Annotated in this window: 28 protein-coding genes and 1 pseudogene; 11 read left to right on the top strand and 18 right to left on the bottom strand. The window is 68.2% G+C overall.

The genetic code is table 11. The features are described 5' to 3' along the window. Window positions 1–62: 62 nt before the first annotated feature. From G398_RS19745 to G398_RS0110555, 7 genes are all read right to left on the bottom strand, one after another. A complete protein-coding gene (locus tag G398_RS19745; protein WP_084512480.1) occupies window positions 63–782 on the bottom strand; it encodes a class I SAM-dependent methyltransferase in 720 nt (239 codons plus the stop codon). A 163-nt stretch (window positions 783–945) separates the two neighbouring features. Further along, a complete protein-coding gene (locus tag G398_RS17800) occupies window positions 946–1,869 on the bottom strand; it encodes a carboxymuconolactone decarboxylase family protein (protein WP_245576307.1) in 924 nt (307 codons plus the stop codon). Window positions 1,870–2,111: 242 nt separating this feature from the next. Further along, on the bottom strand, window positions 2,112–3,404 hold the full coding sequence (locus tag G398_RS17795; RefSeq protein ID WP_052571820.1) for an SCP2 sterol-binding domain-containing protein: 1,293 nt from the start codon (window positions 3,402–3,404) through the stop codon (window positions 2,112–2,114). Further along, window positions 3,401–4,174: a hypothetical protein gene (locus G398_RS0110570; protein ID WP_026853562.1), complete on the bottom strand. Its 774-nt coding sequence runs from the start codon at window positions 4,172–4,174 to the stop codon at window positions 3,401–3,403. The genes G398_RS17795 and G398_RS0110570 overlap by 4 nt, the downstream gene beginning before the upstream one ends. Then, entirely contained in the window at window positions 4,171–5,274 is a 1,104-nt protein-coding gene (locus G398_RS17790) for an NmrA family NAD(P)-binding protein (RefSeq protein ID WP_052571819.1), read from the bottom strand. Before G398_RS17790 ends, G398_RS0110570 begins: the two co-directional genes overlap by 4 nt. Window positions 5,275–5,360: 86 nt before the next feature. Continuing rightward, window positions 5,361–5,771, bottom strand: a complete 411-nt coding sequence (locus tag G398_RS17785) for a MarR family winged helix-turn-helix transcriptional regulator (protein ID WP_043485034.1) — start codon at window positions 5,769–5,771, stop codon at window positions 5,361–5,363. Between the two features lie 133 nt (window positions 5,772–5,904). After that, entirely contained in the window at window positions 5,905–6,429 is a 525-nt protein-coding gene (locus tag G398_RS0110555) for an SRPBCC family protein (RefSeq protein WP_026853561.1), read from the bottom strand. A gap of 118 nt (window positions 6,430–6,547) precedes the next feature. Here G398_RS0110555 and G398_RS19740 point away from each other — a divergent pair, with 118 nt between their 5' ends. Next, window positions 6,548–7,462 (top strand): LysR family transcriptional regulator, encoded by a 915-nt coding sequence (locus tag G398_RS19740; protein WP_052571817.1) that lies wholly within the window; start codon window positions 6,548–6,550, stop codon window positions 7,460–7,462. Window positions 7,463–7,575: 113 nt separating this feature from the next. Here the strand turns inward: G398_RS19740 and G398_RS0110540 are convergent, their stop codons facing one another. Beyond that, window positions 7,576–8,145, bottom strand: a complete 570-nt coding sequence (locus G398_RS0110540; protein ID WP_026853560.1) for a carboxymuconolactone decarboxylase family protein — start codon at window positions 8,143–8,145, stop codon at window positions 7,576–7,578. A gap of 160 nt (window positions 8,146–8,305) precedes the next feature. Between G398_RS0110540 and G398_RS17775 the strand changes: the two genes are divergently transcribed. Beyond that, on the top strand, window positions 8,306–9,145 hold the full coding sequence (locus tag G398_RS17775) for an AraC family transcriptional regulator (protein ID WP_043484830.1): 840 nt from the start codon (window positions 8,306–8,308) through the stop codon (window positions 9,143–9,145). Here the strand turns inward: G398_RS17775 and G398_RS17770 are convergent. Both G398_RS17770 and G398_RS22170 read right to left on the bottom strand, forming a co-directional pair. Further along, entirely contained in the window at window positions 9,111–9,578 is a 468-nt protein-coding gene (locus tag G398_RS17770) for a hypothetical protein (protein WP_245576301.1), read from the bottom strand. The two genes, G398_RS17775 and G398_RS17770, sit on opposite strands and share 35 nt — an antisense overlap. A gap of 9 nt (window positions 9,579–9,587) precedes the next feature. Next, a pseudogene (locus G398_RS22170) lies at window positions 9,588–9,737 on the bottom strand (TetR/AcrR family transcriptional regulator); the annotation flags it as partial. Between the two features lie 105 nt (window positions 9,738–9,842). Here G398_RS22170 and G398_RS0110525 point away from each other — a divergent pair. Further along, a complete protein-coding gene (locus G398_RS0110525; protein WP_026853559.1) occupies window positions 9,843–10,220 on the top strand; it encodes a DsrE family protein in 378 nt (125 codons plus the stop codon). 58 nt (window positions 10,221–10,278) lie between these two features. Next, entirely contained in the window at window positions 10,279–11,205 is a 927-nt protein-coding gene (locus G398_RS0110520) for a pyridoxamine 5'-phosphate oxidase family protein (protein WP_026853558.1), read from the top strand. A 38-nt stretch (window positions 11,206–11,243) separates the two neighbouring features. Here G398_RS0110520 and G398_RS17765 read toward each other — a convergent pair whose 3' ends face one another. The 5 genes from G398_RS17765 to G398_RS19735 all read right to left on the bottom strand — a co-directional run bounded on the left by G398_RS17765 (window position 11,244) and on the right by G398_RS19735 (window position 15,049). Further along, window positions 11,244–11,855, bottom strand: coding sequence for a YceI family protein (locus G398_RS17765; protein WP_052571815.1), 612 nt, complete (start codon window positions 11,853–11,855; stop codon window positions 11,244–11,246). Window positions 11,856–11,993: 138 nt separating this feature from the next. Then, window positions 11,994–12,788, bottom strand: coding sequence for an HvfC/BufC family peptide modification chaperone (locus G398_RS0110510; protein WP_084512467.1), 795 nt, complete (start codon window positions 12,786–12,788; stop codon window positions 11,994–11,996). Beyond that, window positions 12,781–13,638, bottom strand: coding sequence for an MbnB/TglH/ChrH family RiPP precursor modification enzyme (locus tag G398_RS17760; RefSeq protein WP_043484826.1), 858 nt, complete (start codon window positions 13,636–13,638; stop codon window positions 12,781–12,783). The genes G398_RS0110510 and G398_RS17760 overlap by 8 nt, the downstream gene beginning before the upstream one ends. Further along, the gene (locus G398_RS0110500; protein WP_026853556.1) at window positions 13,635–14,669 is read right to left on the bottom strand and encodes a radical SAM/SPASM domain-containing protein; all 1,035 of its coding nucleotides are present in this window, start codon (window positions 14,667–14,669) and stop codon (window positions 13,635–13,637) included. The genes G398_RS17760 and G398_RS0110500 overlap by 4 nt, the downstream gene beginning before the upstream one ends. Window positions 14,670–14,731: 62 nt before the next feature. Beyond that, window positions 14,732–15,049, bottom strand: coding sequence for a hypothetical protein (locus G398_RS19735; protein ID WP_052571814.1), 318 nt, complete (start codon window positions 15,047–15,049; stop codon window positions 14,732–14,734). Between the two features lie 293 nt (window positions 15,050–15,342). Here G398_RS19735 and G398_RS0110490 point away from each other — a divergent pair, with 293 nt between their 5' ends. Further along, complete coding sequence (locus G398_RS0110490) at window positions 15,343–15,996, top strand: peroxiredoxin-like family protein (RefSeq protein WP_043484825.1); 654 nt, start codon at window positions 15,343–15,345, stop codon at window positions 15,994–15,996. Window positions 15,997–16,054: 58 nt separating this feature from the next. On the opposite strand, the gene G398_RS0110485 is transcribed toward G398_RS0110490, so the two are convergent. Continuing rightward, window positions 16,055–17,326 carry an MFS transporter gene (locus tag G398_RS0110485; RefSeq protein WP_026853554.1) on the bottom strand — a complete coding sequence of 424 codons (1,272 nt, stop codon included), beginning with the start codon at window positions 17,324–17,326 and terminating at the stop codon, window positions 16,055–16,057. A gap of 113 nt (window positions 17,327–17,439) precedes the next feature. Beyond that, window positions 17,440–17,787, bottom strand: coding sequence for a histidine triad nucleotide-binding protein (locus G398_RS0110480; protein WP_026853553.1), 348 nt, complete (start codon window positions 17,785–17,787; stop codon window positions 17,440–17,442). A gap of 12 nt (window positions 17,788–17,799) precedes the next feature. Between G398_RS0110480 and G398_RS0110475 the strand changes: the two genes are divergently transcribed. From G398_RS0110475 to G398_RS0110455, 5 genes are all read left to right on the top strand, one after another. After that, entirely contained in the window at window positions 17,800–18,255 is a 456-nt protein-coding gene (locus tag G398_RS0110475; RefSeq protein ID WP_026853552.1) for a tRNA (cytidine(34)-2'-O)-methyltransferase, read from the top strand. A gap of 16 nt (window positions 18,256–18,271) precedes the next feature. Then, window positions 18,272–18,670 (top strand): cobalamin B12-binding domain-containing protein, encoded by a 399-nt coding sequence (locus G398_RS0110470; protein ID WP_026853551.1) that lies wholly within the window; start codon window positions 18,272–18,274, stop codon window positions 18,668–18,670. After that, window positions 18,670–20,037, top strand: coding sequence for a DNA repair protein RadA (gene radA, locus G398_RS0110465; RefSeq protein WP_026853550.1), 1,368 nt, complete (start codon window positions 18,670–18,672; stop codon window positions 20,035–20,037). Before G398_RS0110470 ends, radA begins: the two co-directional genes overlap by 1 nt. 67 nt (window positions 20,038–20,104) lie before the next feature. Then, a complete protein-coding gene (locus G398_RS0110460; protein ID WP_026853549.1) occupies window positions 20,105–20,971 on the top strand; it encodes an alpha/beta hydrolase in 867 nt (288 codons plus the stop codon). 61 nt (window positions 20,972–21,032) lie between these two features. Beyond that, window positions 21,033–21,989: a hypothetical protein gene (locus G398_RS0110455; RefSeq protein WP_026853548.1), complete on the top strand. Its 957-nt coding sequence runs from the start codon at window positions 21,033–21,035 to the stop codon at window positions 21,987–21,989. Window position 21,990: 1 nt separating this feature from the next. On the opposite strand, the gene G398_RS17750 is transcribed toward G398_RS0110455, so the two are convergent. Then, window positions 21,991–22,704: a hypothetical protein gene (locus tag G398_RS17750; RefSeq protein WP_052571813.1), complete on the bottom strand. Its 714-nt coding sequence runs from the start codon at window positions 22,702–22,704 to the stop codon at window positions 21,991–21,993. Between the two features lie 191 nt (window positions 22,705–22,895). Here G398_RS17750 and G398_RS17745 point away from each other — a divergent pair, with 191 nt between their 5' ends. Continuing rightward, window positions 22,896–23,720, top strand: coding sequence for a class I SAM-dependent methyltransferase (locus G398_RS17745; RefSeq protein ID WP_052571812.1), 825 nt, complete (start codon window positions 22,896–22,898; stop codon window positions 23,718–23,720). Window positions 23,721–24,334: the final 614 nt, after the last annotated feature.

Here is a 24,334-nt window from a genome sequence, read left to right as displayed (position 1 = left end):
CGCCTTGTACTGGGGCCGGCGCCCTCAGCCTATGCGGGTACGGGGTAGGGGAAAGGTGCCGCTCAGAGCCGCCGCACCAGGCATGCCAGGCTCATCCACCCACAAAGCATGGGGCCTGGGAGTGGGACGACCTCGACTTCATCCCCGAAGGAGAATAGCGATCTCAAGTCGTCGGCATCGAAACAGCGAACGCGCCAACGCCATTGAATGTACCGGCCGAGTGGGCTCTTCCGCGTGACAACCGCCACCAGAACGCCTCCGGGCCGGAGCACTCGCCAAAGTTCCAGAATGGCTTCTTTCGGGTCGGAGAGGTGCTCGAGAACATGCCCTGCCAACACGAGATCGAAGGTCTGATCCGGAAAGGGCAGTGCGCGGATATCCGTGAGCCTTCCCGAAGCATTCAACCCGAGGCCATGCCATCGCTCCACGGCCCTGCGCAACATGGCTTCCGAGATATCGGCCCCATCCACCGCGAAGCACGGTCCCCATAGCGCGGCCAGTGCCGCGGCGAACGCGCCCGTGCCTGCACCCGCCTCAAGCACCCGCTCGCCTTTGATGCGATGTGCGCGCAGCAAGGCCCGGTAGCCCGCCTCGAAGCCGATCCGCGAGAGCATGCGGTCCCAGCGAGGGGCCACCCGGGAATACGCGCGCGCCAGCCCCTTCCGGGACAGCGGCTTCCGTTCTAGAACAAGCCTCCAGCTCCCGAAATGGAGGTCCACGATGGGAATGGCATCTGTATCCGGCGGAGAAGCAAAGACCGCCGCCGGTGTGGAGAATCGCATGGTATCCCCGTGGGAAGCCTGATGCGATCAATCTGGCATCCAGGCGACTCTCCCACAATCGGCACTAATCTGGTAACTATCATCACCACTTATGATGAATGGTCTCTGCCTAAGAGCTCACAAGACAACACGACGATGCGGCCGTGGGGTTTTGTTACGAGCCCTAAATTCCCCCCGGGAAACCCTCCTCCGGATGATGAGAAAGCCATCTGGCGATTCGGAAGGTAGCCATGGCGCTTGCCCATGCCGCCGCCGGGACCAGCCGCTGTCCAGCGCCTTCAACGGCAAGGAAATCCCGGACCACCTGGTCATCGACCTGATATGAGGCCAGCGCCACCAGCAGGGCGAACCGGGCGAGGGGCTGCTGCTCCTGCGGCAGGCTGCGCGTGGCCTCGAAGGCCCATCCCCGGCTGAGCCCCATATCCCCTCCGGTCCACGCCTCCAGCGCGTCGGCGATCAGGATCCGGGTCTGGACCGGCACATGGCGCTCGCCCAGGCCCAGCGCGATCCGGTGGAAATTCCACCAGGCCCGGTGGACATGAGGATCACCCGCAGCCCAGGCGATGGCTTCCGGTCCGGGCCCATCCTGGCGCACCGGGAGCCGGAGCCCTTCGGCCAGGCCTGGCTTCACAGGCCGGGATGCCAGGCCGCTCATGAACAGCTTCCCTGCGGCTCTCCGGACCGCGTCTCGCGCCAGACCCATTCCCGGAAGCCCGGGAAGGGGTGAATCTCCCAGGAAGACGTGCACCATGCGGTTGATGTAGTGGAACAGAAGGGCGGTCCCGATGAAGCGGGGCCGGTCCGAAGGTTCGCAGGGCAGCGCTTTGAGCAGGGGTGAACCGGGATCGCGGGTGGCCGCCGCCCATTGGAGGAGTGGCTGGAGGGCAGGGTCGGACACCGGACGCCCGGAGGCCAGCGCATCGGCCAGATCGTGCCTTCCCGCCCCATGAAGGCTCATGGCATGCGCCTCCACGCAGAATGGGCATGCGTTTCGGCTGGACACGGCTGCCGCCACAGCCTCCCGGGCCACCCGGCTCGTGTCCCCGGCCAGGAAGGATTCGCGTGTGACGCCCCAAACCGCGGCCATGAGCTCGGGCACGGCGGAGTGGAGCGTCAAGGGCGGAACGAGCTGGTACTCGGCTTCGACTTGCCGATACACCAGGGAGACCAGCCCCCGGGCTTCCTTCCGTCCCACGGGTCGGATGTGTTTCAGCCTTCCGGGTGTGGCCTGATCAAGGACGACAGATCGGAGATTTCCAGGAATCATGGCTCATCCTCCAAGGGAATACAGGGGCGGAAGGGCCTGCGGCGGGGTAGGCCCGAGAGAGATCACCCGGGGAAGCACCGGCCGAAGGCCACCAGCAGCCTCGGGTCGCCCTGGAGGCGGATCCCGCCTCGCAGCAGGGCCCAAGGGAGCCAGATCTCCTTGGCGAGGAACCGGATCCAGGTTTTCGAATCAGCCCGCAGTACCAGGTCCGGACGGCCCACGAGCCCCGGTTTCACGTCCAGCTTTCCGCCCGAGATGGTGACGGTGGCCCGTTCGGTCTCCTCTCCACGGAACTCGAAGTGGTAGACGGCCGCGAGGCCTTCGGAAGCACCTCGCTGAAAAGTCCGGGGAAGCCCCGTCAGGAAGCTCTGGATCGAGTTTGGACGCAGGGTGTTCCGCACCGTCTTCCGCCGCTTGTGCGGGAACCGCTTGGCCGCGTGCCGCTCGGCATCCGAGCCCTTGATGACGTACAGCGTCTCCACTTTCTCCGTGAGCGGCTTCACCACCTCCTTCACGAACTCGCCTCGATGGTCCCGGTACGCGCCGATCACATCCTCACCCGCCGGACAGACGGACATGCAGTAGGCCGCCTTGTAGTTGGGGCCGAAGGAAAGGCTCTGCCACATCGAGACCGATTCAGCATCGCTGATCTTTGCCCGGAGCTTGCGGGCGCTCCCGCTGGTGGCCACTGTCTCGGCCCAATCCACGAAACCGCCCATGAACTCGCGGTAGTTGTGGGTGTAGCAGGCGCTGAAATCGAAGGCGCCATCCCCGGAGATGGCTCCCGTCGGGCACGCCGCGACGCAGAGTTTGCATTCCAGGCAGGGATCATGGTCCAGGGAACGGCCGTACTCAGCCACGAGAGCATCGGTGACGATCGTCGCCAGGGTGATGAAGGCGCCGTGCACCGGATGGAGTACCAGACGGTTCAGCCCCATCCGCCCCATGCCCGCCGCCACGGCCACAGGCTTGTGGGAGACCGTCCAAAGGCGCCCCGGCCAGGCCTCCATCTCCATCGGGAATCCCGCAGCGGGATTGACCGCCCGGAAGCCCTGGCTTTCCAGATGCCGGACGAGGTGCCGGGCGGTCTCGTTGGCGCGCTCCGTCGTCTGATGGAACTCCAGGTTGGCGATGGAGCGGTGGGGCGTGCGGATGTTCTCCCGGTTCAGCTTGAACACCAGGCTGATGAGCGTGCGGGCGAAGGGGAAGCGATTCAGGATCTCCCGCCCTTCCCCGCCGAGCTGGGGGCTGTCGATGGTGGCGAACCCCGCGTCGTCCGCACCCGCGCTCAGGCAGGCCTCCCGCAGGGCCTCCACAGCGATGGCTCCGGCCCGATCCGATCCGACCAGGTTCATCGCTTCATCCCCTTTCCTGGGTGGCCCGGGCTTCGATCGGTCCCTGCCGTCCCTTCACCTCCGGGAGGGATCCGGAGCTTCCGCCACGCCACCAGATGCAGGAAGAGCGCCGTGGGCACCAGGACGCCGGGCAGCCAGACGAACGGCGGGAAGGTGATCCAGGTGTTCATCCGATCCGGCCCGAAGGCCTGCAGGATGGGCATGGAGACCAGGGCGATCCCGACCACGGTGGCCAGAAAGAGGGAGCCCATCAGGTTCCAGGCGGTGACGAGAGGCCGGCCCACCTTTCCCTTGAGGGAGAGGAACGCCACGACCAGGGCGCTGGCCCCCGTAAGGATGTCGAAATTCCAGCCTGAGTAGGACAACTGGACCGGCATCACGCCTTCGCGGACCGCGCGGTGCATCAGCAGCTCCAGCGGCAGCCTGAAGGCCTGGAGCCCGATCAGCATGGCCCAGGGGAGCCTCCGGGCGAGGGAGGTTCCCAGGCCCGAGAACGCCAGCCGGGTGGTCAGGACCAGGGTGGGGACGAGCATCAGCATGAAGGGGGGCGGGACCTTCGACCAGGCCTGGAGGACGCCGGAGTGTGCCAGCCCGAACTGCGCGGCCATGACCAGGGCGACCGCGATTCCCAACCGGATCCCGGAGCGCCTGGAGATCCACGAGGCCAGGCCGCTCATCGCGAGCGCCATCCCCACAGCCAGCCCGCCGATGCCGTAGGTGACCAGCGGAGAGGCTGCCGGAGGGGAAAGGGGGCTGATCGCCGGCATCATGCCTGTCTCCGTTCCAGAGCCGGGGGAACCTCCGCCGCCACCTTCGCCGATGGTCCATGGCCCCGCAGCCACCGGGGAGATTGGACCGCCAAGGGCGCCTCCGGCAAGGTCGGAAGCTGAAGGACGCGGGCCTGACCCTCCAGATCCACCAGGGGCGTCAGCATGGCCCGGGCCAGACCCGCCATGGCCCGGAGCATGGACGACGGAGTTCGCCGCACGTAGGGGGACTGGAGAATATGGCGGCGGAGGATGGTCTCGAAGTCCTCGGGAGGGCGGCCCCCGATGGTCTCCACCGCATCGGTGGGGCCTCCGACTGCGAAGGCGTTCTGCTGATATTCCCTCACGTACCAGCGAAGCTGCTCAAGCTGATAAGCCGGCAGGCCGATGGCCTTCCCGACTTTCGCCAGCAGGTACCACGGCACATCCTTGTAGATCACCCGCCGTTCGAGCACCTTCGCGAAGACACTGGCGAGGTCATGCGGCGAGAGAAGCGCCGGGCCCGTGGGCCGGTAGGTCTTTCCCAGGTGGGGCCTCGGGTTCCGGAGGATTCCGGCCACGACCCGCGCAATATCCTCGTTCGAGGGCGGAGCGTTCAGCCCTTCGCCGAGGGGCATCAGGAACATCCCGAACTGGGCGATGGGCTCGATCCCTGCCAAGTAGTTGTCAGCGAAGAAGCCCGGATTCACGATCACAGCCCCAACATCCGGCATCCAGGAGAAGACCCGGTCCGCGAGCCAGGTGTCCCGGGTGTGGCTCGAGGGGTTCGCGGGATCCGCGAGCCACTGGCTCAGCGTCACCACCACCTCGAGCCGGTGTTCCTGGGCCATCGCGGCGAACAGGGCGCTGACGCTGAGGGCCCTCGGAGACCAGGGGGTGCAGAAGAACGCGCGCTGGATCCCGTCGAAGGCCCGGTCGAGGAAGGCGACATCCTCCAGAGACCCCACCAGGACCTCCACGCCCGCCTGCTCAAGGATGCGGCTCCGTCCCGAAGGATGGCCGACGAGCGCCCTGATCTTGAATCCTTCATGGGCCAGGAGCAGGGCTGAATGGAAGCCGATCTTCCCGTTGGCGTTCGCGACAAGCATGGATGGATGGGTCAAGGTCGCCTCCTCGGCTGGGGATCGGAATGAATCGGTTCGGCCATGGGGTTAGATAGATGCATATACATTTTTCGTTCCAAAAAAATTCAGGTTCCCACGTTCAGCACCAGCTTGAACCCCAATGCCTGAAGGCGGGCCGCGTCCGCGGACCCGAGGGCCTGCTCGACCCGGTCCTGGGCCGATTGCCAGAGGGGCCTGGCCTGGGTGAGCCTCGCCCTCCCCCGGGCGGTGAGGCTCCACCTGCGCTCGCGGCGGTCCTCGACACCGATGGGCCGGATCAGTCCGGCCTCCTCGATCAACCTTAATGATCTGGTCACCGTGGTGGAGTCCATGGCCAGGGCCAGGGCGATCTCCCCGGTCCGGGCCTCCGGAGCGAGTTCCACGGCCTCAAGCAGGTTGAACTGGGTGCTGGTGAGTCCCGCCGGGCGGAGGGCGCCGTCATAGATCTGCGTGATGACTCGGGTGGCCTGCCGCAGGGAGGCGCAATAGCAGGGCATCTGCTTGGGCCCCCTGACGGCGGTATGCGGGACCTGTGCGGGGGTAGCTTTCCGGGAGGCCATGGGACCAAGTTAATGTATATGCATATTCTGTCAACTGTGACGTTCCCCTCTGGATGCCCGGAGATGCCATTCAGGCCCCGGCGGGACGGATCGCCAGCCACTTCCCGCCATGCCGGGCGATCAAGGCGTCGACCGCAGGGCGCATCATCCGGTCCCGCATCTGCCATCGGAGGAGGAACCCGGGCATGAACCAGCGCGGCCGGAAGTGCTGCCGCCAGATGACCCGGCTGCCATCGCCCGTGGTCTCGATCTCGAAGGAACCGAGATGGTCGCTCAGGGGCATCTTCATGTCCGACCGGGCCATGTCGGCACGATAGGTGTACCGGCGCCCCGCCTCGAAGCTCATGATCTCCTCGCGCAGGGACTTGCTTCCGAGGCGGCACACCCGCTCGGAGCATGTGCCGGCCCGTCCTGGGCCTGCGGTGGATCGTGCATGGTCCCAGGCGACGGCGTGGATCTCCCCGAACCACTCGGGGAGGCGGAAGGCGACGAGGTCGAAGACCTCCTCGGCCGGAAGGTGCAGCAGGAACCTGAGCTCGATCTGGAGGGGGCCGACCGGCGGCGCCTGGAGCCCTGGTTGACGGGGAGCAGTCATGGTTTGCCTCATGGATGGCTTGCGCCACACGGCGCAGATCCAAAGGTGGGGCATCACGATTGTCGCGATAAGTCGTGCGATTATGTGTGAACTGTACTAAAAATAAGTACAATCCTGCATGGCGATCAATTCCCTGGACGATGTGAGGCTCTTCCGCCAAGTGGTGGCCTCCGGCGGCATCAGCGCGGCGGCCCGAGCCATGCGCGACAGCAAGAACCGGATCAGCCAGCGGCTTGCGGCGCTGGAGCAGGATCTGGGTGTGCGCCTGGCGATCCGCACCACCCGGACCTTCCGGCTCACCGAGGAAGGGGAGCGCTTCCTCGCCTCGGCGGAGGCCCTTCTGGAGGCTGCGGACCGCTGCGAGTCATCGGTCGCGTCCATCCGCGCCCGGGAGGGGCGGGTCCGGATGGTGGTCCGGTCCGCGGTGGTGGGGCTCGGACTCGGCGCCGAGCTTTCACAGCTGATGCAGTCGGCTCCAGGGCTCAACCTCCAGGTGACCGTGATGGATGAAGGAGCGGACCTCCTGGCAGGCGGATTCGATCTGCTGATGCAGGTGGGCCCCCTCCAGGACAGCTCTTTCGTGGCCACACGCCTGGGGGCCATCCCCATCGTCCTGGCAGCCACCCCGGCCTACTTGGACACGCTCGGGCGTCCGAAGGCTCCAGCGGATCTGGCCCGCCACCGCTGTATCCGGAAGCTGGGAGGCGAGCCAGAGCGGGTATGGGTCCTCTCCGACCGTCAGGGATGCCGCTGCGAGGCTTTCATCGGCGGATCCTTCGAATGCAGTGACTCACGGCTTCAGCGGGACATGCTTTATGCGGGATACGGGATCGGCGCCCGGCCAGCGAGCGAGGTGAGGCACGCGGAACGGACCGGCCAGCTTGAGCGAGCCCTGCCCTCCTGGGCGTTCGATCCTGTCCCAGTCTGGGTGCTGAGCCCCAGGGGCCGGCTCCGCCTTCCGCGGATCGCGCTGGTGGTCGATCACCTGAAGCGGGTCGTGGCCCGCCAGGCCCAGGAGATTCCACCAAGCTGAGTGGTCCGGGGATGCCGGGGTGGCCCATCCGGGCCTCAGTTATGGAAGGAGCCGGGCGCGCCCGGCTCCTTTCCTCTAGTTCCTCGGCCTTCGCTTGGGCAGGTCCGCCCGCGTCACCCCTTCCAGGCGCGCCCGGCGAACGCCGCATCCACGGGAGTGTGCAGCAGGTGGTTCGAATAGTTGCTGATCGTCTTCACGGCCAGGGCCAGGACCACCTCGAGAATCTGGCGCTCCGTATAGCCGGCGCCGAGGAAGGCCTCGACCTCGGCGCGCCGGGGTAGGCCACGACGCTCGACCATCACGGCCACGAAGGCGGCCAGGGCGGCGAGCTTGGCATCGGGGATCGCCCGGCCGTCACGGATGGCATCCGTGACCTCCACGGGGACCTTGGACATCGCATCCGCCACGAGGCTGTGCGCGGCCATGCAATACTCGCAGCCGTTCTGGCGGCTGATCACGAGGAACACGACCTCCTGCTCCACGGCGGAGAAACCGGAACCCTGGCGGAACAGCGCGTAGCCATGCAGGTAGGTGTCGAGCAGGCCCGGCGCATTGGCCATGCCCAGATACATGTTCGGCACGAATCCCATCTGCGCCTGCGCCTTCTCCAGGAATGGGCGGGCCTTGGGATCGGCGTTCTCGATGGTCTTCGGTGCCAGCGTCAGCTTGTATTCGGACAGCATTCGGTTTCCTTTCGATGAGAAGATGGAGGAGAGCGGCGTTCGGACGGGCCCGTCCAGCCTGGCCGGGCATGGAGCAGGCCTCGGCGCATCGTCTGAATGTGGCACCCCGGGCCCATTCGAAGGTGACCGGGAGTCCGAATGAGCAGACGCGGAGTCCAGCATGGCCGGTGACACCCTCCAGCCCCTGTTCGAGCATGTCCACCTCCGGGCCCGGACTTTCTTCGCCGGGAATCTGTGCGCAGTCGCCGGGTTCGACCAGCCCAAGGGCCAGGGGGATCTCCACCTCGTGCGCCAGGGTCGGGGCGAGATCCGCTATCAGGATGGACGCCCTTCCCTGCGGATCCAGGGCCCCTGCCTGCTCTTCTATCCGCAGGGCCTTCCCCACTACCTGGTTCCCGAGGGGCCTCCTGGACTGGACGTGGTCTGCACAAGCCTCACCTTCGGAAGCGGCGTCGGCCGCCAGCTCGCCATGGCGCTGCCGGAGATGATGCAGCTGGACATCACAGCGGTCGGTCCCCTGGCCGAGCTGCTCTTCCAGGAGGCCTTCGGGACCGCTGAAGGGCGGCAGGCCGTCATCGACAGACTGTCCGAGGTGGTGTTCGTGCACTTCCTCCGACAGGCGCTGGCAGCGGGCCAGACCGAGCCCGGCCTGCTGGCCGGCCTGGCGCACCCTCAGCTCCGGAAGGCCATCACGACCATGCATGCGGAGCCTGCCCGCGGCTGGACCCTGGATGACCTGGCCGCCGCCGCGGGCCTGTCGAGAAGCGGCTTCGCCAAGCTGTTCAAGGACACGCTCGGCATGACGCCGGGGGAGCATCTGGCGGGCCTCCGGATCGCCATGACCCAGGAGCGCCTGGTACGCGGGGTCCCCCTGAAGGTGGCCGCCTTCGAGGTGGGTTACGGCAGTCCCACGGCCCTCTCCCGCGCCTTCCGGGACCTTGTGGGCGCCTCCCCCCGGGCGTGGCTCAGGAACCGCCGCGCCGGCCCGAGCCGGGCCTGAAATGCCCGGACTCCCTGGGTGCCCTCCCGTTGCCCTCGGCGGAGAGGAATCCCTTTCGCAGTGATTCGATCTGATGGCGGAAGGGGGCGGCGTCTCCCAGTCCCCGCGACACCACCAGGCTGCCTTGGAGGCAGACGAGGGCCAACTCCGCGCGGGACACCGCCTCCGTGGGTTCCATCCCTGCGTCCAGGGCCAGCCGCTCGAATCCGGCGATCAAGCGCTGCATCAGGGCCTTCACCATGGCCCGGACGTCTGGACCACCGCCGATGGGCATGACATCCAGGAGACAGGACTTCCCCCCCCGTTGGTAGAAGCTCTGGAAGGCTTCCAACACCTGGTCCAGGCGCGCGGCCGGGTCGCCCGCGCCTTCGAGGACGCTGAAAACCTCCGTCTCCAGCCAGGCGCTCGAGAGGGCCATGACCGCCATGGCCATCTCTCCTTTGCCGCCCGGAAAGTGGTGGTAGAGGCTCGCCTTCCCCAGCCCGGTCTCCTTGGAGAGGCGGCTCAGGGAGACTCCATCGAACCCATAGGTTCGGAATGCCTCAAGCAATGGCGCCAAAAGCCCTTCGCGAGTCGACCGTTCTCCATCCATAGGCAGACCATACACCGAACGATCGGTCTAAAAAAGGTTGACCCAAGCGGGGGAAGGCGTAGCCTTGTCTAGACCGATCGTTCGGTCTAGACGAGGAGCCTCACCATGAGCAAGACCGCCATCGTCCTCTTCTCCGATCCCAAGGCAGGATCAGAGGAGGCCCTGGGACGCCTCTTCAACGCGCTGTTCCTCACCTACGACCTGAAGGAGCGCAAGGAGGAGGTCGCCCTCATCTTCCAGGGGACCGGCATCCGCTGGGCCACCGAGCTCGTCAAGGCCGATCACCCTGCCGCCCCCCTTTTCCGCGCCGTACAGGACAAGGTGGTGGGCGTGTGCGGTGGCTGCGCGGATGTGTTCGGCTCCGCCAGCGACGTCGAGGCCACTGGCCTCCCCGTGGGCCGCGACTTGAAGATTCCGGGTACCAACGGCGTCATCAGTCTGGGCGACTACCTGGCCAAGGGCTATTCCCTCGTCACTTTCTAGGCTCCTACCCGGCGGATCTGATCCGCCGGGTGGATGAATTTTCGAATGCGGAGGCCCCATGTCTGACCCCAGTGCCTTCCACGAGGGCGAACTCGCGGTCCAGCACCGTGCGGGCGAGAGCCACAACGCCATCCTCAACAGCCGTCTGATCACCCCGTGGATCATGCCTCAGGCCTTGCCCTTCGTGGCGAAACAACCCTGGGCCATTCTCGGTGGTCTCGATGCCGAAGGGGCGTTGTGGTGTTCGGCCTTGGTCGGCGAAAGCGGGTTCATCGACCCGGATCCCGACGGCGCGACGGTGCGTTTCGATCTGCGCCGCGCCCCCGTGCATCCGGCCAATCCGCTGTTCGCCACGCTTGCCCCCGGGGGGGCCCTGGGTGGGTTGTTCATCGACTTGGCCAGCCGAAAGAGGCTACGGGTCAACGGCAAGGTGGATGACGTCTCCAGGGACAGGCTCCAGCTCGCTGTGCGGGAGTCCTTCCCCAACTGCCCGAAGTTCATCCAGAAGCGTACATTCCTCGGCGTGCAGGAAGCGCCCGCCACAGGTCTCGAACCCCGGCGGGGCCGAGCCCTCGGAGATGAGGAACGAGCCTGGATCCAGGCGGCGGATACCCTTTTCCTGGCCACCCTGCACCCGGAGCGGGGTGCGGACGCTTCCCACCGAGGAGGCAAGCCGGGCTTCCTGGAGGTGCTGGACGGCACCACCTTGCGCCTGCCGGATTACCCTGGCAACAGCTTCTTCCAGTCCTTCGGCAACCTGGCCGTGGACGCCCGCATGGGCATCCTCATACCCTCGTTCACCACGGGAATCCTGCTCCACCTGTCCGGCACCGCCCGCGTCCTATGGGGCGCCGAAGACCTTGAAGGCCGCACCGGAGGCACGGGACGCTTCCTGGAGTTCCATCTGGAACGCTGGTCCTCGACACCTCCCGCTGAAGGGAGTCCCCGATGGACCTTCCAGGAAGCTTCGCCGTTCAATCCCTGAAGCCCAGAACTCCCAGGCCCGGGCCGCGTCCGATGCGATCACTTCTTCCTGGCGGCCTTCGCGGCGGGCGCCGCCGGCGCATCATGGAAGAACCCCACGAGGAGCAGGTTCAGCTCGACGTCATCCTTCAGGCTGATCTTCGCGGCCACGCTGTCGGCGCCGATCCCGTAATCCTTCCGGTTGATGGGCAGGGTCGCCTTGTAGGACCAGGTCTGGGTCCCCGCCCCATTGAGGCCGGTGGCTTCCGTGAAGGTGATCTGGAGGGGCTTCTCGATCCCGCGGATGGTCAGGAGGCCCTGGACCTGGACCTTGTCCCCCTCGCGCCAGGCCTTCCGGGATGTGAAGACGATCTTCGGATACCGGGCGACATCGAAGAAATCAGCGGTACGAAGATGGTCGTCCCGCATCTTGTTCTCGGTGTTGATGGACCTCGCCTCGAGTTCAACCCGGATGCTGACGGTGGACAGGTCCGCTGGATCGCCCGCGATGTCCAGCTTGTACTTCTGGAACCGCCCCGGAACCTCGAAGAGGAGGGTCGAGGCCCGGAACCCGAAGAGGGAGTGGTTCGTGTCGGGCACGAAGGTCTTGGTTCCTGCGGCCAAGGGCGAGAGGAGCACGAGGGCGGACAGGAAGAGGGCGGGCAGACGCATGGTCGATCTCCTTGGAAGGGCCGCCGGAGGCCAGTCGAACGGCCCTGGCGGCGCTGCGCGATGCATGGGGACTGGGGTGTGCCTCACGGAGGATCCGTTCCAGGGAATCCCGTCCAGGAGATTGCCCATCTCCCGGCGTCAGGCCCTGGCCCGCTCGAAGCCCCAGAGGGCCCCCTGGTCGTACAGGTCCTGGAGGAGGGCCAGAGCCTCGGACAGGCCGTCGAGGTGCAGCGCTGCGGCGGCCTCTTCGAGGGGGGTTTCCTGCCCCATCACCAGGAGGGCCGCGGTGGCCGCCGTGAGCTCGAGCGCCTGGAATGCCCCTTCTTCGTCCCGGAAGGCCAGCAGGTGGGCCGGCTCCGGCTCGGGCAGCGGCCGTTCGATCGTGGCGCGGTGGGCGGCGCAGGCGTACTGGACGATCCGGGTCGCCGGGTCCAGCACGATCCGGTCACCCGGGGCCGGATGGGCCGCCAGCCCGGACGGCCGGGGGGCATCGGGCCATCGCTCCACCAGGAACTCGAGCAGCTCGAAGTGCGCCACGGCCAGCAGGGTGGGCCATGGCGCATGGCCCCAGCCCGAGGTGGACAGCCAGCCGACGAACCCGGGGATGATGTCTCGGAAGTAGGGGGTCGTGATGCCGCGGCTGGCGATGAACTCCGAGACGCAGGATTCCCAGGCGGGCGCCCCCAGCAGGGCCCCGGTGACGGGGAAGAAGGTCTCCAGGAGGTCCTGGACGTCGTTCCTGGCCGCGTTCCGGTAGATCTGGAGGCGGTCCTTGAACCGATTCAGGGCGGCATCGTGGGGGGGGAGGATGCCGCGCTCCCGCCCGAATCCCGCCGCGTCCGCATCGAAGGCCACGCCCGCCTCCGGTTCCAGCAGGAGATCCAGCAAGGCAGCCTGGAGCCGCTGTTCCTGGGTGGGGACCGCACTAGGCATGGGAGCCCCCTGTGCCAGCGGAAAGGAGGGCCTCGTCACAGGCGTCCTGCAGCTTCGTCCGTTCCACAAGGAGGACGTCCAGGTCCGGCAGCTGGTGGTCCCGCTCCAGAAGGACCGGGACGTTCCTCCCGAGCCGCGCCAGGGTCCACTGCAGCAGGGCGATCACGGGATCAGAGATGGTGGCGCCGTGGGTGTCGATGACCACCTCGCCGGACTGTTCATAGCCCCCCACGTGGATCTGGCGGACCCGCTCCAGCGGCATCCGCGCGATCCAGGCCCTGGGATCGAACCCGAAGTTGAGGCTGTTCACGTAGACGTTGCTCACGTCCAGCAGCCAGCCGCAATCGGCGCCTTCCAGGACCGCCGTGATGAAGTCCGCCTCCTCCATCTCGGCGGCGCCCAGCTCCGCGTAGTAGGTGATGTTCTCGAGGATGAGCGGAACGGGCAGCGCGTCCTGGAGCGCGCGCACCCGCTGGACCGTATGCGCCGCCGCGGCCCGGGTGAAGGGGATGGGCAGCAGCTCGTGGGTGTTCACGCCGCCCGCGACGGTGAAGCAGAGGTGCTCGGAGTGCCAGGGGGCCCGGATGTCCTGGAGGAAGGCCCCCAGGTCCCGGAGGTAGTCCAGGTCCCAACCGTCGTACCCTCCCGGCGAAAGGCTCAGGCCGTGGCTGAGGGCGGGATCGCGCGCCAGCACCTCCATGGCGGCCCGGTGGATCCTCCCGCCCTCTCCGATGATGTTCTCGGGCGCGACCTCCCAGAAGGGGACGGGCAGGTCCGCCCGCTCCGCGGCTTCCAGGATGTGGGGGCGCCGGAGCCCCAGCCCCACGCCGAAAAGGCCCTTGCCGCTCATGACGCCTCCGCTCCGATCAGTCCCTGTTCCTGGGCGAAGCACCTCGTGTCCTCGCCGAAGAGGTCGCCGTTCAGGCGGGCGTGGACCCGGCAGCCGCCGCAATTCGCCTTCAGCTCGCAGCGTCCGCACTGTCCGGTGAACTCACGGTTCCGGATGCGGACCATGTCCGGGTGGTACCAGGCCGCCCGCAGGTAGTTCACGTGGCCCACCCGGTGGGCCAGCACCCGGCAGGGGAAGATCGAGCCGTCCACGTCCACGGCGAAGTGGTTCCGGGCCGCCACGCAGCCCCGCCGGTCCGCGGCGTAGCGGGGGTCCACCGAACAGTGGACCGGGTCCTCGATTCCGATGCTGGAGGCCCCGTCGTAGGCGATCGCCCAGCGCGAGAAGGCCCGCCTCTGGTCGGCGGTGATCTGGAGGAGGTCCGCGCCAGCTCCCACGGGGAAGACCTCGCGGAGATGGAAGTGGATCCCCAGGGGGTCGAGTTCCTCCACGAAGGCCTGGAGAACGGGGTAGTTCAGGGCCGTGACCGTGGTACTCACCGTGAGGCGGAACCCCATGCCCCGGAGCATGCCGAGCGTGTCCATGGCCCGGTCGTAGACGCCCGCTCCCCGGATGCCGTCCGTGAACGCCCTCGGCCCTTCGAGGCTGACCTGGACGAAGCGGAGCCCGGCCAGGTAGAGGTCCGCGGCCAGGCGCTTCGTCCATCGCGTCCCGTTGGTGAACAGGAGGGCGTCTCCCCCCTTGGGACCGAAGATGTGGTCCACGATCTCCACGAGGTCCTTCCGCACTGTGGGCTCGCCCCCGGACAGGTGCATGTCGGGGACGACCCCTTCGGCCGCCCCGAAGGCGTAGATGGCGTCCAGCCGCCGCTTGATCTCGGTGGTGGACGGCATGCCGAGGGCCGGATGGTGCGCGTCGTAGCAGTGGGCGCACTTCAGGTTGCACTCGTGCAGCAGGTGCATCTGGACGGAGAAATAGGACCCGGCCACGGCCCCTTCCCCCTCTTCGGCATCCGGAACGGCAGGAGACATGGCGGTCCTCCCCCTGGAAACTCCGGGGAGCCGGGTGGCCCCCCGGGCACGGAATGGAACGGCTACTTCTTCTCGGCCTCTTCGGCCTTCTTCTCGTCCTTCTTGTCGGCCTTGCCCCCGCAGGAACCGGCGCCGCAGGAGCCGTCCTTCTCAGCCTTCGCCTTCTTGGCCTTCTTGGCGTCGGCCGGCTTCTTCTCGTCTTTCTTCTCGGCCTTGCCGCCGCAGGAGCCGGCGCCGCAGGAGCCCGACGCCTCGAAGGCGGCGGTGGTGCCGGCGGCCGCCGCGGTGCGCAAAGGGCTCGCCCCGAGCGGAGTGGCGGTGGCCGCCAGGACAGAGCCGGCTGCGAACAGCGTGGCGAGCTGGGTCATCTTGCTGATCATGAAACCTCCATGCGGCATCCGCCGCGGATAAGCCCCCGGGGGGGGGCCTGGGTGGAACGGTGGACCCGGAGAAGGGGGCGTCCCGGAGTCGATCGGGGACCTCAGGTCACCCGCTGCCATCCGGTGGGCCCCCAGCGGGCCGGTATCTGGATGGATGAATTCCGTCCCCGGTCCGTTCCATCGAATCGGAATCGCCGGATCCCGCGCCATTTCACTGGACCTGATCCCCAATCGCCTGTCACAGGGACGGGGCACCCGACACCAAAGCGCAGTCCCTTCACCCGGAGATGCCCATGCGCTCGACCCGTATCCCCCTTCTTGCCTTGACCCTGGCCATCCTCGCGGCCCCCCTCGGGGCTCAGGCCACCGACCCCAAGGCGGTCCTCGCCAAGGCCACCGAAGACCTCATGAGGTCAGGCCAAGCCGAACGGGCCGTCCACCGGGGCCAGAAGGCCCCTGACTTCACGTTGCCCGATGCCAAGGGCCAGGTCGTCCGTCTGTCCGGCCTCTTGAAGAAAGGGCCCGTCATCCTCACTTTCTACCGGGGTGGCTGGTGCCCCTACTGCAACCTCCAGCTCAGGAGCTACCAGGCCCACCTGGCGGAGATCCGGGCAAAAGGGGCCGAACTGGTGGCCGTCTCGCCCCAGATCCCTGAATACACCCTTTCGACAGCGGAAAAGGACGCGCTCACCTTTCCCGTCCTGAGCGACGTGGGTGGCAAGGTCGCACGGGAATATGGGTTGGTGTTCCAGGTCCCGGATGAGGTGGTCCCGATCTACAGGCAGTTCGGCATCGATCTGGAGAAACACAACGGAGACACGCGCCACGAGCTGCCCATTCCGGGCACCTACCTCATCGGCCCCGACGGGACGGTCCTCCTCTCGCACGTGGACGCGGACTACAGGAAGCGCCTGCCCGTCGAGACGCTCCTTGCCGCGCTGAAGTAGGCCGCCCGCCTCCGCACCCCGACCGGGCCTCCGGGGGACCGGAGCCTTAGAGGTCGTATCAAAGTCCCGACGGGGCCGCCTCCCGCTTCGGGACGGTCCACAGGATGGCGACGATGGCGACGAGGACCATGAAGGCGTTGAACATCAGGGCCATGCCGGCGGCGAAGCGGGCTTCGAGGTTGTCCGTGCGGCCCATGAAGAGGCCGGCCATGGGCACCAGCCCTTCGGAGCGGCCCAGGCCCGTGAAGATCGCCGCGGACAGGGCCACGCCGAAGGCGGCGCCCAGGGACGAGGCCATCTTGTAGATGCCCGAGGCGGATCCGGCCTTGTCCTGGGGCACGTTGGACAGGGCGGCGTCTGTGGACGGCGTCGCATAGAGCCCCAGGCCGATGCCGAACAGGGTGAACCCCACGAAGGCCGTGGCGACGTAGGTGCGCGCCAGCAGGAAGGTGGAGGTCGTCAGCAGGATGCCCGCCGTGGTGATCCAGCAGCCGAGCAGCATGGGCTTCCGGGGGCCCCAGCGCTGGAGGAGCTTCTCGCCCACCCGGATGGTCGAGAGGATGGCGACCAGGTACCCGGTGGTCATCAGCCCGGATTGCAGGGAGGAGAGCCCGGCCTCCTGCTGGACGAGCGAGAGGGCCACGAGCAGCGTTCCCGCCGCGCCGTTGAGGAGGAAGTTGGACAGGGTGGCGCCGGTGTAGGTCCGGTTGTCGAAGAGCCGCAGGTCCACGAAGCTGTTCGCGCCGCTGGTCTCGACCTTGAGGAAGGCGGCCGCGGCCACCAGGATCGACATCCAGAAGATCCACCGCCACCCCAGGGTGGAGGCCACCAGCCCGCCGAAGAGCGCGCAGAGGCCCGAGCCGCCCCAGGATCCGATGGACCAGTAGCTCAGGGCCCGCTGGCGGTCCCTGCCCTCGAAGTACGCCTTCATCAGGGCCAGGGTCGCCGGCATGATGCAGGCGGCGGACATGCCCTGGATGACGCGCCCGGCCATGAGGAAGGCCGCGGTCCCCGCGGGCGACAGGGCGATCAGCGCCGAGCCGGCGATGCTGAGGGCCAGACCCGCGCAGGTCAGCCGCACGCGGCCCAGGCGGTCGGCCAGGCCGCCCGCCACCACGATGAAGATCCCGGAGAAGAGGGCCGTGATGCTGACGGCCAGGTTGCTCATCCCCTCGGAGATGCGCAGCTCGGACCGCATGGCGGGCGCGACGTTCAAGGTCGTCTGGGCGAAGAGCCAGAAGGTGATGACGGCCAGGACGATGCCCAGGATGAGGCAGTCCGTGCCCCGATAGGCCCCGGCGGCATCAGGACTTCCGTTCCGTGCATCCATGGGGCCACCTCTGGAGCTTCATGGCCCAAGACCATGGCATCAATGGGGACCCCGGACAATCCCATTTCCGCTGGACCGTGTGGCTGGGGTGCCTGCCTGCTATGTTCAGGCTTCTACAGGCAGAGCCGGCCTCCCAGGGGCTTGCCGCCCAGGAGGTGGAAGTGGAGGTGGTACACGCTCTGCCCCGAATCCGGGCCGCAGTTGCTCAGGAGCCGCCAGCCGCTGGCGGCCACGCCCTGCTCCTGGGCGAGGCGGGCGGCCACCCGGGGGAGGCCGCCCACGGCCGCGGCGATCTCCGGCGTCATGTCCGCCAGGCCTTCGCAGTGCGCCTTCGGGATGATCAGCAGGTGCACCGGCGCCTGGGGCGCGATGTCTTTGAAGGCGAGCAGGCTGTCATCTTCGTACACTAGGGCTGCGGGGATCTCCTTCCGCGCGATCTTGCAGAACAGGCACTCGCTCATCCAGGACCTCCCATGTTCAACCTCATTCTCCACCAGCCCGAGATCCCGCAGAATACCGGAAGCATCGGGCGCCTCTGCGTGAACAACGGGGCGAAGCTCCACCTGATCCATCCCCTGGGCTTCGACACCAGCGACTACTACCTGCGCCGGGCGGGCCTGGACTACTGGGAGAAGCTGGAGCCCACCCACTACGAGAGCTGGGAGGACTTCCAGGCCCGGAACCCCGCCATGCGCCTCTGGTTCTTCAGCACCAAGGGGGCCAAGCGCCATACCCAGATCCCCTGGGCCTACGGGGATGGCCTGGTGTTCGGCCGGGAGACCGTGGGCCTGCCCGACGACCTGCTGGCCGCCCACAAGGACCAACTGGTGCGCATCCCCATGCTGGGCGACCACCACCGCAGCCTGAACCTGGCCCAGGCCGCGGCCATTGGCCTTTACGAGGCGCTGAGGCAGACTGAGAACTGGTAATCCATCCGGAGTTCCTATGAGCCAAGCGCCGATCCGCGTCGTCATCGCCAAGCCCGGTCTGGATGGACACGACCGCGGCGCCAAGGTCGTGGCCCGGGCCCTGCGGGACGCGGGCATGGAGGTGATCTACACCGGCCTGCGCCAGACGCCCCAGCAGATCGCGGCGGCGGTGGTGCAGGAGGATGCACGGGTGCTGGGCCTGAGCATCCTCAGCGGCGCCCACAACCAGATCTTCCCCGAGGTCATGCGGCTGCTGAAGGAGCAGGGCGCCGAGGATGTGCTGGTCTTCGCCGGCGGCATCATTCCCGATGAGGACATTGCCGGCCTCAAGGCCCTGGGCATCCGCGAGATCTTCCAGCCGGGCACCAACACCGACGACGTGGTGGCCTTCATCCGGAAGGAAATCCGCGACTGATGGCCAAGACCAGCCCGCTCTACGAGTGCACCGCCTGCGGCGCCCGCCATCCCAAGGCCCTGGGCAAGTGCACGGCCTGCGGCGCCTGGGACACCGTGCAGGAGGTGCGCGGGTCCCTGAAGCGGGACCTCCAGCGCGCCGGGTCGGCCTACTCCCAGAGCCATTACACGGGCCCCGTGGCCCTGCCCGACGTGGAAGTCACCGACACCCAGCGCAGCCCCACGGGACTGAGCGAGCTGGACCGCGTGCTGGGCGGCGGCGTGGTGCCGGGCATGGTGGCCCTGCTGGGCGGCGAGCCCGGCATCGGCAAATCCACCCTCCTGCTCCAGTGGGCCGCCGCGACCACTGAAGGCACGGTCCTCTACGCCAGCGGCGAGGAGAGCGAGCGCCAGATCAAGCTGCGGGCCCAGCGCCTGGGCGCCGAGAACCCCGCCATCCACCTGCTGGCGGAGACGGACGTGCGCCGCATCATCGAGGAGGCCGAGCGCATGAAGCCGGGCCTGCTGCTGGTGGACAGCATCCAGACCCTCTTCGATCCGGACTTCGAGAGCAGCGCCGGCAGCGTGAGCCAGGTGCGCGGCTGCGCCGCCATGCTCACCCGCTGGGCCAAGACCACGGGCACGCCTCTGGTGTTGGTGGGCCACGTCACCAAGGATGGCGGCCTGGCCGGCCCCAAGGTGCTGGAGCACCTGGTGGACACGGTGCTGGCCTTCGAGGGCGACCGGCACCACCACCACCGCCTGCTGCGGGCCCTCAAGAACCGCTTCGGCGCCGCCTTCGAGCTGGGCGTCTTCGCCATGACCGAGAAGGGCCTGGTGCCCGCCGAGGGCAACCCCTTCTTCCTCGATGCCGAGCCCCGGCCCGGCTGCGCCGCCACCGTGGTGCTCAGCGGCACCCGGCCCATGGTGGTGGAGATCCAGGCGCTGGTGGCCGCCGCGGGCCTGGGCATCCCCCGCCGCACGGCCCTCGGCATCGACGGGCAGCGCCTCTCCATGCTCTGCGCCGTGGCCGAGCGGCGCGGCGGCGTGCAGCTCCACGACCGGGACGTCTACGTGAACGTCGCCGGGGGTCTGGAGATCGAGGATCCCGCCGCGGACCTGGCGGTCATCGCCGCCCTGTGCAGCAGTGCCACCGGCCGCCTGCTGGCCGAGAAGGGCCTGTTCATGGGCGAGGTGGGCCTGACCGGGGAGGTGCGCCCCGTGGCCCAGCTCCCCCTGCGCCTGCAGGAGGGCGCCCGCCTGGGCTTCGCCTGCGCCGCCGTGCCCCGCCTGGGTCTGGAAGGCAGGAGCCCTCTGGAGCTGTTCCCCGAGACCAGCGTCGAGCGCCTACGCGGCAAGGCCTGGCTGAAGGGCGTGGTGGAGGAATAGGCGCCGCCCTTCCCGGGCACGCCCCGCTTGCAGAGGGCATCCAAGGAAGCAACCCTTCGGAGGCGGTGTGAAGCGACGGTGGTTCCTCGCCTTCAGCCTGGCCTTGGCGCTCCCGGGCCTTGGCCGCGCGCCGGAAACCATCCATTCGGAACGCCTCCATCGCGATGTGCCCGTGGCGCTCCATGTGCCAGCCCCTGCGGTGGTGCAGCGCTGGACCGCCACCCATCCCGGGTCCATGACCCTGGTCCTGTTCCTGCCGGGGGCCTACGACGGGCCCAGGGACTTCCTCCGGGAGGGCCTGGATGCGTTCCTCTCGGAGCAGGAGGCCCAGGAGCGGCTCCCGCCCAGCCTCTGGGTGGCGGTGACCCATTACCGGAGCTGGTACGCAGATCGCGCCGACGGCAGCTTCCCCTACGAACGGTTTCTCATGGAGGAGCTGATCCCGCTGCTGGAGGCAAAGCATCCGGGCTTCGGAGGCAGTCCTCAAGCCAGGGCCGTCACGGGGCTCAGCATGGGCGGCTTCGGCGCCCTCAACCTCGCCGCCCGGACCGGCGCCTTCTCCCGCTGCCTGGCCCTTTCCCCGGCCCTGGTGGAGGCGCCCTTCGAAGGATTGAACTGGTTCATCCGCCGCAGCCTGGTGAAGGTCTTCCCGCGGGACCCCGCGGCCTTCGCCCCCTGGAATCCTTGGAAACACCTCGGCGGGTCCGCGGAGCTCATCGTCGGCTGCGGCACCAAGGATGGCCATGGCCTGGCGGAGGCTTGCCGCACCTTCGCGCGGGTCTGCGCGGAGCGGCACCGGCCCATGCGCCTGGAACTCAGCCCGGGCGGGCACGACTGGTCCTACTGGACGCCCGCCTTCAAGCGCTGGGCGCCCTGGCTGGTGGGTCGCCAGGACGGGGCTCCGGCGGGCGGCACCGCATCTCCTTCCCCTTGAGCCCAGTGGAAGGAGGGATTCTCCAGGTGCCTCCGGCCCCGGATGCACGTAGGCTCGTTCTATGACCTGGAGACCCCGCCCCCGGGAAAGTGAGGGCCACGCCTCCCTCCCCCTCGACGCCCGCCAGGGCTTCCTGCTGTCCCGGCTGGACGGCACCCTGGACATTCCGGCCCTCGCCTCGCTGACGGGCCTGGAGGAGCCGGAACTGGAGGGGATGCTGAGGGACCTGGTGGCCCTGGGGGCGGTGGAGCCGGACCCTTCCGCTCCGGAGCCTCCGGCGGAGAATGCCGGAGACGAAGCCGATGCCTCCGCGGCAGACGCCCCCGCGGCGGCTGCCCGCGCCGCAACCCACCGCCAGCTCTTCGAGCACCAGCTGCACGCCCGGCCCGAGGACGAGCGGGCGGCGCAGGCCCGGCTGGCCGTCGAGCCGGAGCTGAGCGCCTACTGCTTCGACCCCGCGGCAGAGGTGATCCGCGCCCTGCTGGAGAACCCGCGGGTGGGGCCGGTCCAGGCGCGCCTCATCGCCGCCCACCACCGCACCAGCGCGGGCCTGGAGGCCCTGGGCGGCCGCGCGGCCTTCACGAATGACGCCGGCGTGCGCCGGGCCCTCCTCCAGAATCCCCTGCTCCCGGCCAGCCTCTACCGCCGGCTCTGGTCCTCCCGGCGCCTGGCGGAGCAGTACCTGGTGGCCATCTCCCGCGAGGCTCCGGAACAGGTGCGGGCCATGGCCCGGGACCTGCTGCGCGCCAGCTTCACCCAGCGCACCGGCGAGGAGAAGGCCGAGCTCATCCTCTCCACGGAGGGCCGGTGCCTCGCGACCCTGGTGGGTCTCACGCTGGACGGCCACGCCACCGCCCTGCTCTGCCGGCGCACCTACGTCTCCACCCTGCTCATCCAGAACCTGGGCCGCTGGAGCGCCACGCCGCCCCAGCTCATCGCCCACCTGCGCCGCCAAGACGCCGTGAAGCGCAACGCGCCCCTCCGCCAGCTGCTGGAACGGCACCCCAACGCAAGCTGAGCTACCGCGTCACCCAGGTGGCGAAGGCCATCCAGAGCCCCGTGCCGGCCAGGGCCAGGCGCAGCCAGTGCGATAGGATGACGAACAGCCCGCCCCACAGGAAGGCGGGATGCAGGCGGCCCGTGCGGCGACGGTCGTAGAGGGCGCAGCCGATCACCGCCAGGTCCGTCAGCCCGAAGTAGGCCAGGGGACCGGCCTTGGCGATGGCGTCCAGGGGGATCCGCGCGATGGCCGCCGCGAGGATCCCCACGCAGGAGAGCAGCATGAGCCGCTTGTGGTAGTCCCCCCGGGCGCGGAGGCCGAGCCCCGTGCCCACCAGGCTGCCGAACACCACCATATCGCCCAGGGGCACCACCAGGAAGATCAGGGGCGGCGGCCCCGGAGAGCGCCCCAGGCGCGCGGCGGTGATGGCCGTCACCGTGCCGAGCACCAGCACCGCCGCGGCGAGGAAGGCGCCGAGCAGGCCGAGCTGCCGGTGCAGGTCCAGCCGGCGGACCGCCACCAGCCGCGTCTGCACCACGAACAGGCCGAACCAGAGGCTCATCACCAGCCCGTGCAGGTGCAGCAGGGGAGACAGGGTGGGCGTGCCGAAGACAGCCTTGAGGTAGTAGGTCTTCGCAAAACCCAGCACCACGACGGCCGCCACCGCCCAGGCGGCGACGGTGTAGAGGCGGTGGGGTGGGACGAGCGCCACGGGGCGCGAATCGGTGGCCATGTCCGTGCTCCGGGGTGGGCCCCATGGCTGAGGCGCGTTGGAATGATCCGTTCAAATTACGCCCATGAGACACAAAATCAATTGTAAATTGACGATTTATTTCGAATCCATCAATCAATCCTGCAAGTCCACTTTCCGGGAATTCCCGGTCTCTCAGCTAGACTGGCGTCATGACAGGCATGGAGGCTGGGGTGGCCGGATCGGGCGAGCGCGACTATGTCCTGGGGACGCATCGGGAGGAGATCGAGCGGTTGGGGCTGCAGCACCGCGTCTGGCGCCCCCAGGTGCTGGAGTGCTGGCGCCGGGCGGGGATCACCGTGGGCTCCCGGGTCCTGGATGTCGGCGCCGGCCCCGGCTACGCCACCCTGGATCTGGCGGAGGTCGTGGGCCCGACGGGCGAGGTCCACGCCGTCGAGCGCTCGGGGAACTTCCTCGAACATGCGCGGAGAGCCTGCGAGGCGCGCGGCCTCGCGAACGTCCGCTTCCATGAGCAGGACCTCATGGCAGGCCCTCTGGAGGTGGCGCACATGGACGCCGCCTGGTGCCGCTGGGTGGCCTCCTTCGTGTCGGATCCCGCGAAGCTGGCGGGTGCCGTGGCCCGGGCCCTGAAGCCCGGCGGGGCGGCCATCTTCCACGAGTACCTGGACTACCGGACCTGGCGCCTGGCGCCCCCCTGCCCGCCCCTGGAGGCCTTCGTCTCGGAGGTCATGGCCAGCTGGCGGGCCTCCGGCGGCGAGCCGGACATCGCCCTCTCCCTGCCCGCGCTGCTGGAAGACGCGGGCCTCACCGTGACACACCTCGAGCCCAAGGTCTTCGTCGTCCCGCCCACGGACTTCATCTGGAAGTGGCCCTCGGAGTTCGTGGAGATCAACCTCCAGCGGCTGCTGGAACTGGGCCGCGTGGACGAAGCCTGGACCCAGCGCGTGCGCCAAGCCCTGCGGACCGCCGAAGCGGACCCCAGGACCCTCATGATCACGCCCATGGTGCTGGAGATCGTAGCCCGGCGGCGCGGTTAGGTCTCAGAGCGGAGGGCCTCAGCTTGATCGGGGGCTTCAAAAGCCTCCACGAAGGACACGAAGGAACAGGTCAAGGCCACGAAGGCAGGCCCGGCATCCGGCCCAGGACATCCGGGCCTTCGGCCCCCGGGCGCGCGTCGCGCGACCGGCTTTGCGGGCGGCGGCCCCGGGCGGCTTCCAAGGGCCGCCATGCCCGCCGCCCGCAAAGGGATGTGCCGGTGGGTCGAGACCCATTCGCGCCCTTTCGTGCCCGGAAGGGCACCTTCGTGTCCTTGTATGTTTCCCTCGCCCCCTGTCTAGTCGATGGGGAGATTCTCCAGCGGAGGCAGTGTGGCAAACGGAGGGATGGTGCTGGTTTGTGTTGAGGCGCTGAGAGAATCGCCGTCACAAAGGTTCAGCCCATCCCTCCTCCCGTGCCGCGCCGTAGGACCGGTGACAACCTCGGTTTCGAGCCGAATGCGCAAGAATGGTCAGGCGCGCACGTTTGCAGCATAGGCCTTTCCCGCTGGAATGGGAGGTCTCATGACTCGAGGAACATCCGCTCCAACCCTCCCGGTCCACTGGGCCGGCGCCGACCTCGCCAAGGCAAGCCTCGATCTGGCGCTCTGGGGCCA

This window comes from Geothrix fermentans DSM 14018 (assembly GCF_000428885.1).
In the GTDB taxonomy this organism is placed as follows: Bacteria; Acidobacteriota; Holophagae; order Holophagales; family Holophagaceae; genus Geothrix; species Geothrix fermentans.
Note: the sequence above shows the minus strand (reverse complement) of the source record. Positions and strands in the feature narration are given on the sequence as shown.

Excerpts from the sequence above, each read along its gene's own strand:
- G398_RS19745 (WP_084512480.1), bottom strand. The coding sequence starts at position 782 with ATGCGATTCTCCACACCGGCGGCGGTCTTTGCTTCTCCGCCGGATACA.
- G398_RS17800 (WP_245576307.1), bottom strand. The coding sequence starts at position 1,869 with ATGGCCGCGGTTTGGGGCGTCACACGCGAATCCTTCCTGGCCGGGGAC.
- G398_RS17795 (WP_052571820.1), bottom strand. The coding sequence starts at position 3,404 with ATGAACCTGGTCGGATCGGATCGGGCCGGAGCCATCGCTGTGGAGGCC.
- G398_RS0110570 (WP_026853562.1), bottom strand. The coding sequence starts at position 4,174 with ATGATGCCGGCGATCAGCCCCCTTTCCCCTCCGGCAGCCTCTCCGCTG.
- G398_RS17785 (WP_043485034.1), bottom strand. The coding sequence starts at position 5,771 with ATGCCCTGCTATTGCGCCTCCCTGCGGCAGGCCACCCGAGTCATCACG.
- G398_RS0110555 (WP_026853561.1), bottom strand. The coding sequence starts at position 6,429 with ATGACTGCTCCCCGTCAACCAGGGCTCCAGGCGCCGCCGGTCGGCCCC.
- G398_RS19740 (WP_052571817.1), top strand. The coding sequence starts at position 6,548 with ATGGCGATCAATTCCCTGGACGATGTGAGGCTCTTCCGCCAAGTGGTG.
- G398_RS0110540 (WP_026853560.1), bottom strand. The coding sequence starts at position 8,145 with ATGCTGTCCGAATACAAGCTGACGCTGGCACCGAAGACCATCGAGAAC.
- G398_RS17775 (WP_043484830.1), top strand. The coding sequence starts at position 8,306 with ATGGCCGGTGACACCCTCCAGCCCCTGTTCGAGCATGTCCACCTCCGG.
- G398_RS17770 (WP_245576301.1), bottom strand. The coding sequence starts at position 9,578 with ATGGCCATGGCGGTCATGGCCCTCTCGAGCGCCTGGCTGGAGACGGAG.
- G398_RS0110525 (WP_026853559.1), top strand. The coding sequence starts at position 9,843 with ATGAGCAAGACCGCCATCGTCCTCTTCTCCGATCCCAAGGCAGGATCA.
- G398_RS0110520 (WP_026853558.1), top strand. The coding sequence starts at position 10,279 with ATGTCTGACCCCAGTGCCTTCCACGAGGGCGAACTCGCGGTCCAGCAC.
- G398_RS17765 (WP_052571815.1), bottom strand. The coding sequence starts at position 11,855 with ATGCGTCTGCCCGCCCTCTTCCTGTCCGCCCTCGTGCTCCTCTCGCCC.
- G398_RS0110510 (WP_084512467.1), bottom strand. The coding sequence starts at position 12,788 with ATGCCTAGTGCGGTCCCCACCCAGGAACAGCGGCTCCAGGCTGCCTTG.
- G398_RS17760 (WP_043484826.1), bottom strand. The coding sequence starts at position 13,638 with ATGAGCGGCAAGGGCCTTTTCGGCGTGGGGCTGGGGCTCCGGCGCCCC.
- G398_RS0110500 (WP_026853556.1), bottom strand. The coding sequence starts at position 14,669 with ATGTCTCCTGCCGTTCCGGATGCCGAAGAGGGGGAAGGGGCCGTGGCC.
- G398_RS19735 (WP_052571814.1), bottom strand. The coding sequence starts at position 15,049 with ATGATCAGCAAGATGACCCAGCTCGCCACGCTGTTCGCAGCCGGCTCT.
- G398_RS0110490 (WP_043484825.1), top strand. The coding sequence starts at position 15,343 with ATGCGCTCGACCCGTATCCCCCTTCTTGCCTTGACCCTGGCCATCCTC.
- G398_RS0110485 (WP_026853554.1), bottom strand. The coding sequence starts at position 17,326 with ATGGATGCACGGAACGGAAGTCCTGATGCCGCCGGGGCCTATCGGGGC.
- G398_RS0110480 (WP_026853553.1), bottom strand. The coding sequence starts at position 17,787 with ATGAGCGAGTGCCTGTTCTGCAAGATCGCGCGGAAGGAGATCCCCGCA.
- G398_RS0110475 (WP_026853552.1), top strand. The coding sequence starts at position 17,800 with ATGTTCAACCTCATTCTCCACCAGCCCGAGATCCCGCAGAATACCGGA.
- G398_RS0110470 (WP_026853551.1), top strand. The coding sequence starts at position 18,272 with ATGAGCCAAGCGCCGATCCGCGTCGTCATCGCCAAGCCCGGTCTGGAT.
- radA (WP_026853550.1), top strand. The coding sequence starts at position 18,670 with ATGGCCAAGACCAGCCCGCTCTACGAGTGCACCGCCTGCGGCGCCCGC.
- G398_RS0110455 (WP_026853548.1), top strand. The coding sequence starts at position 21,033 with ATGACCTGGAGACCCCGCCCCCGGGAAAGTGAGGGCCACGCCTCCCTC.
- G398_RS17750 (WP_052571813.1), bottom strand. The coding sequence starts at position 22,704 with ATGGCCACCGATTCGCGCCCCGTGGCGCTCGTCCCACCCCACCGCCTC.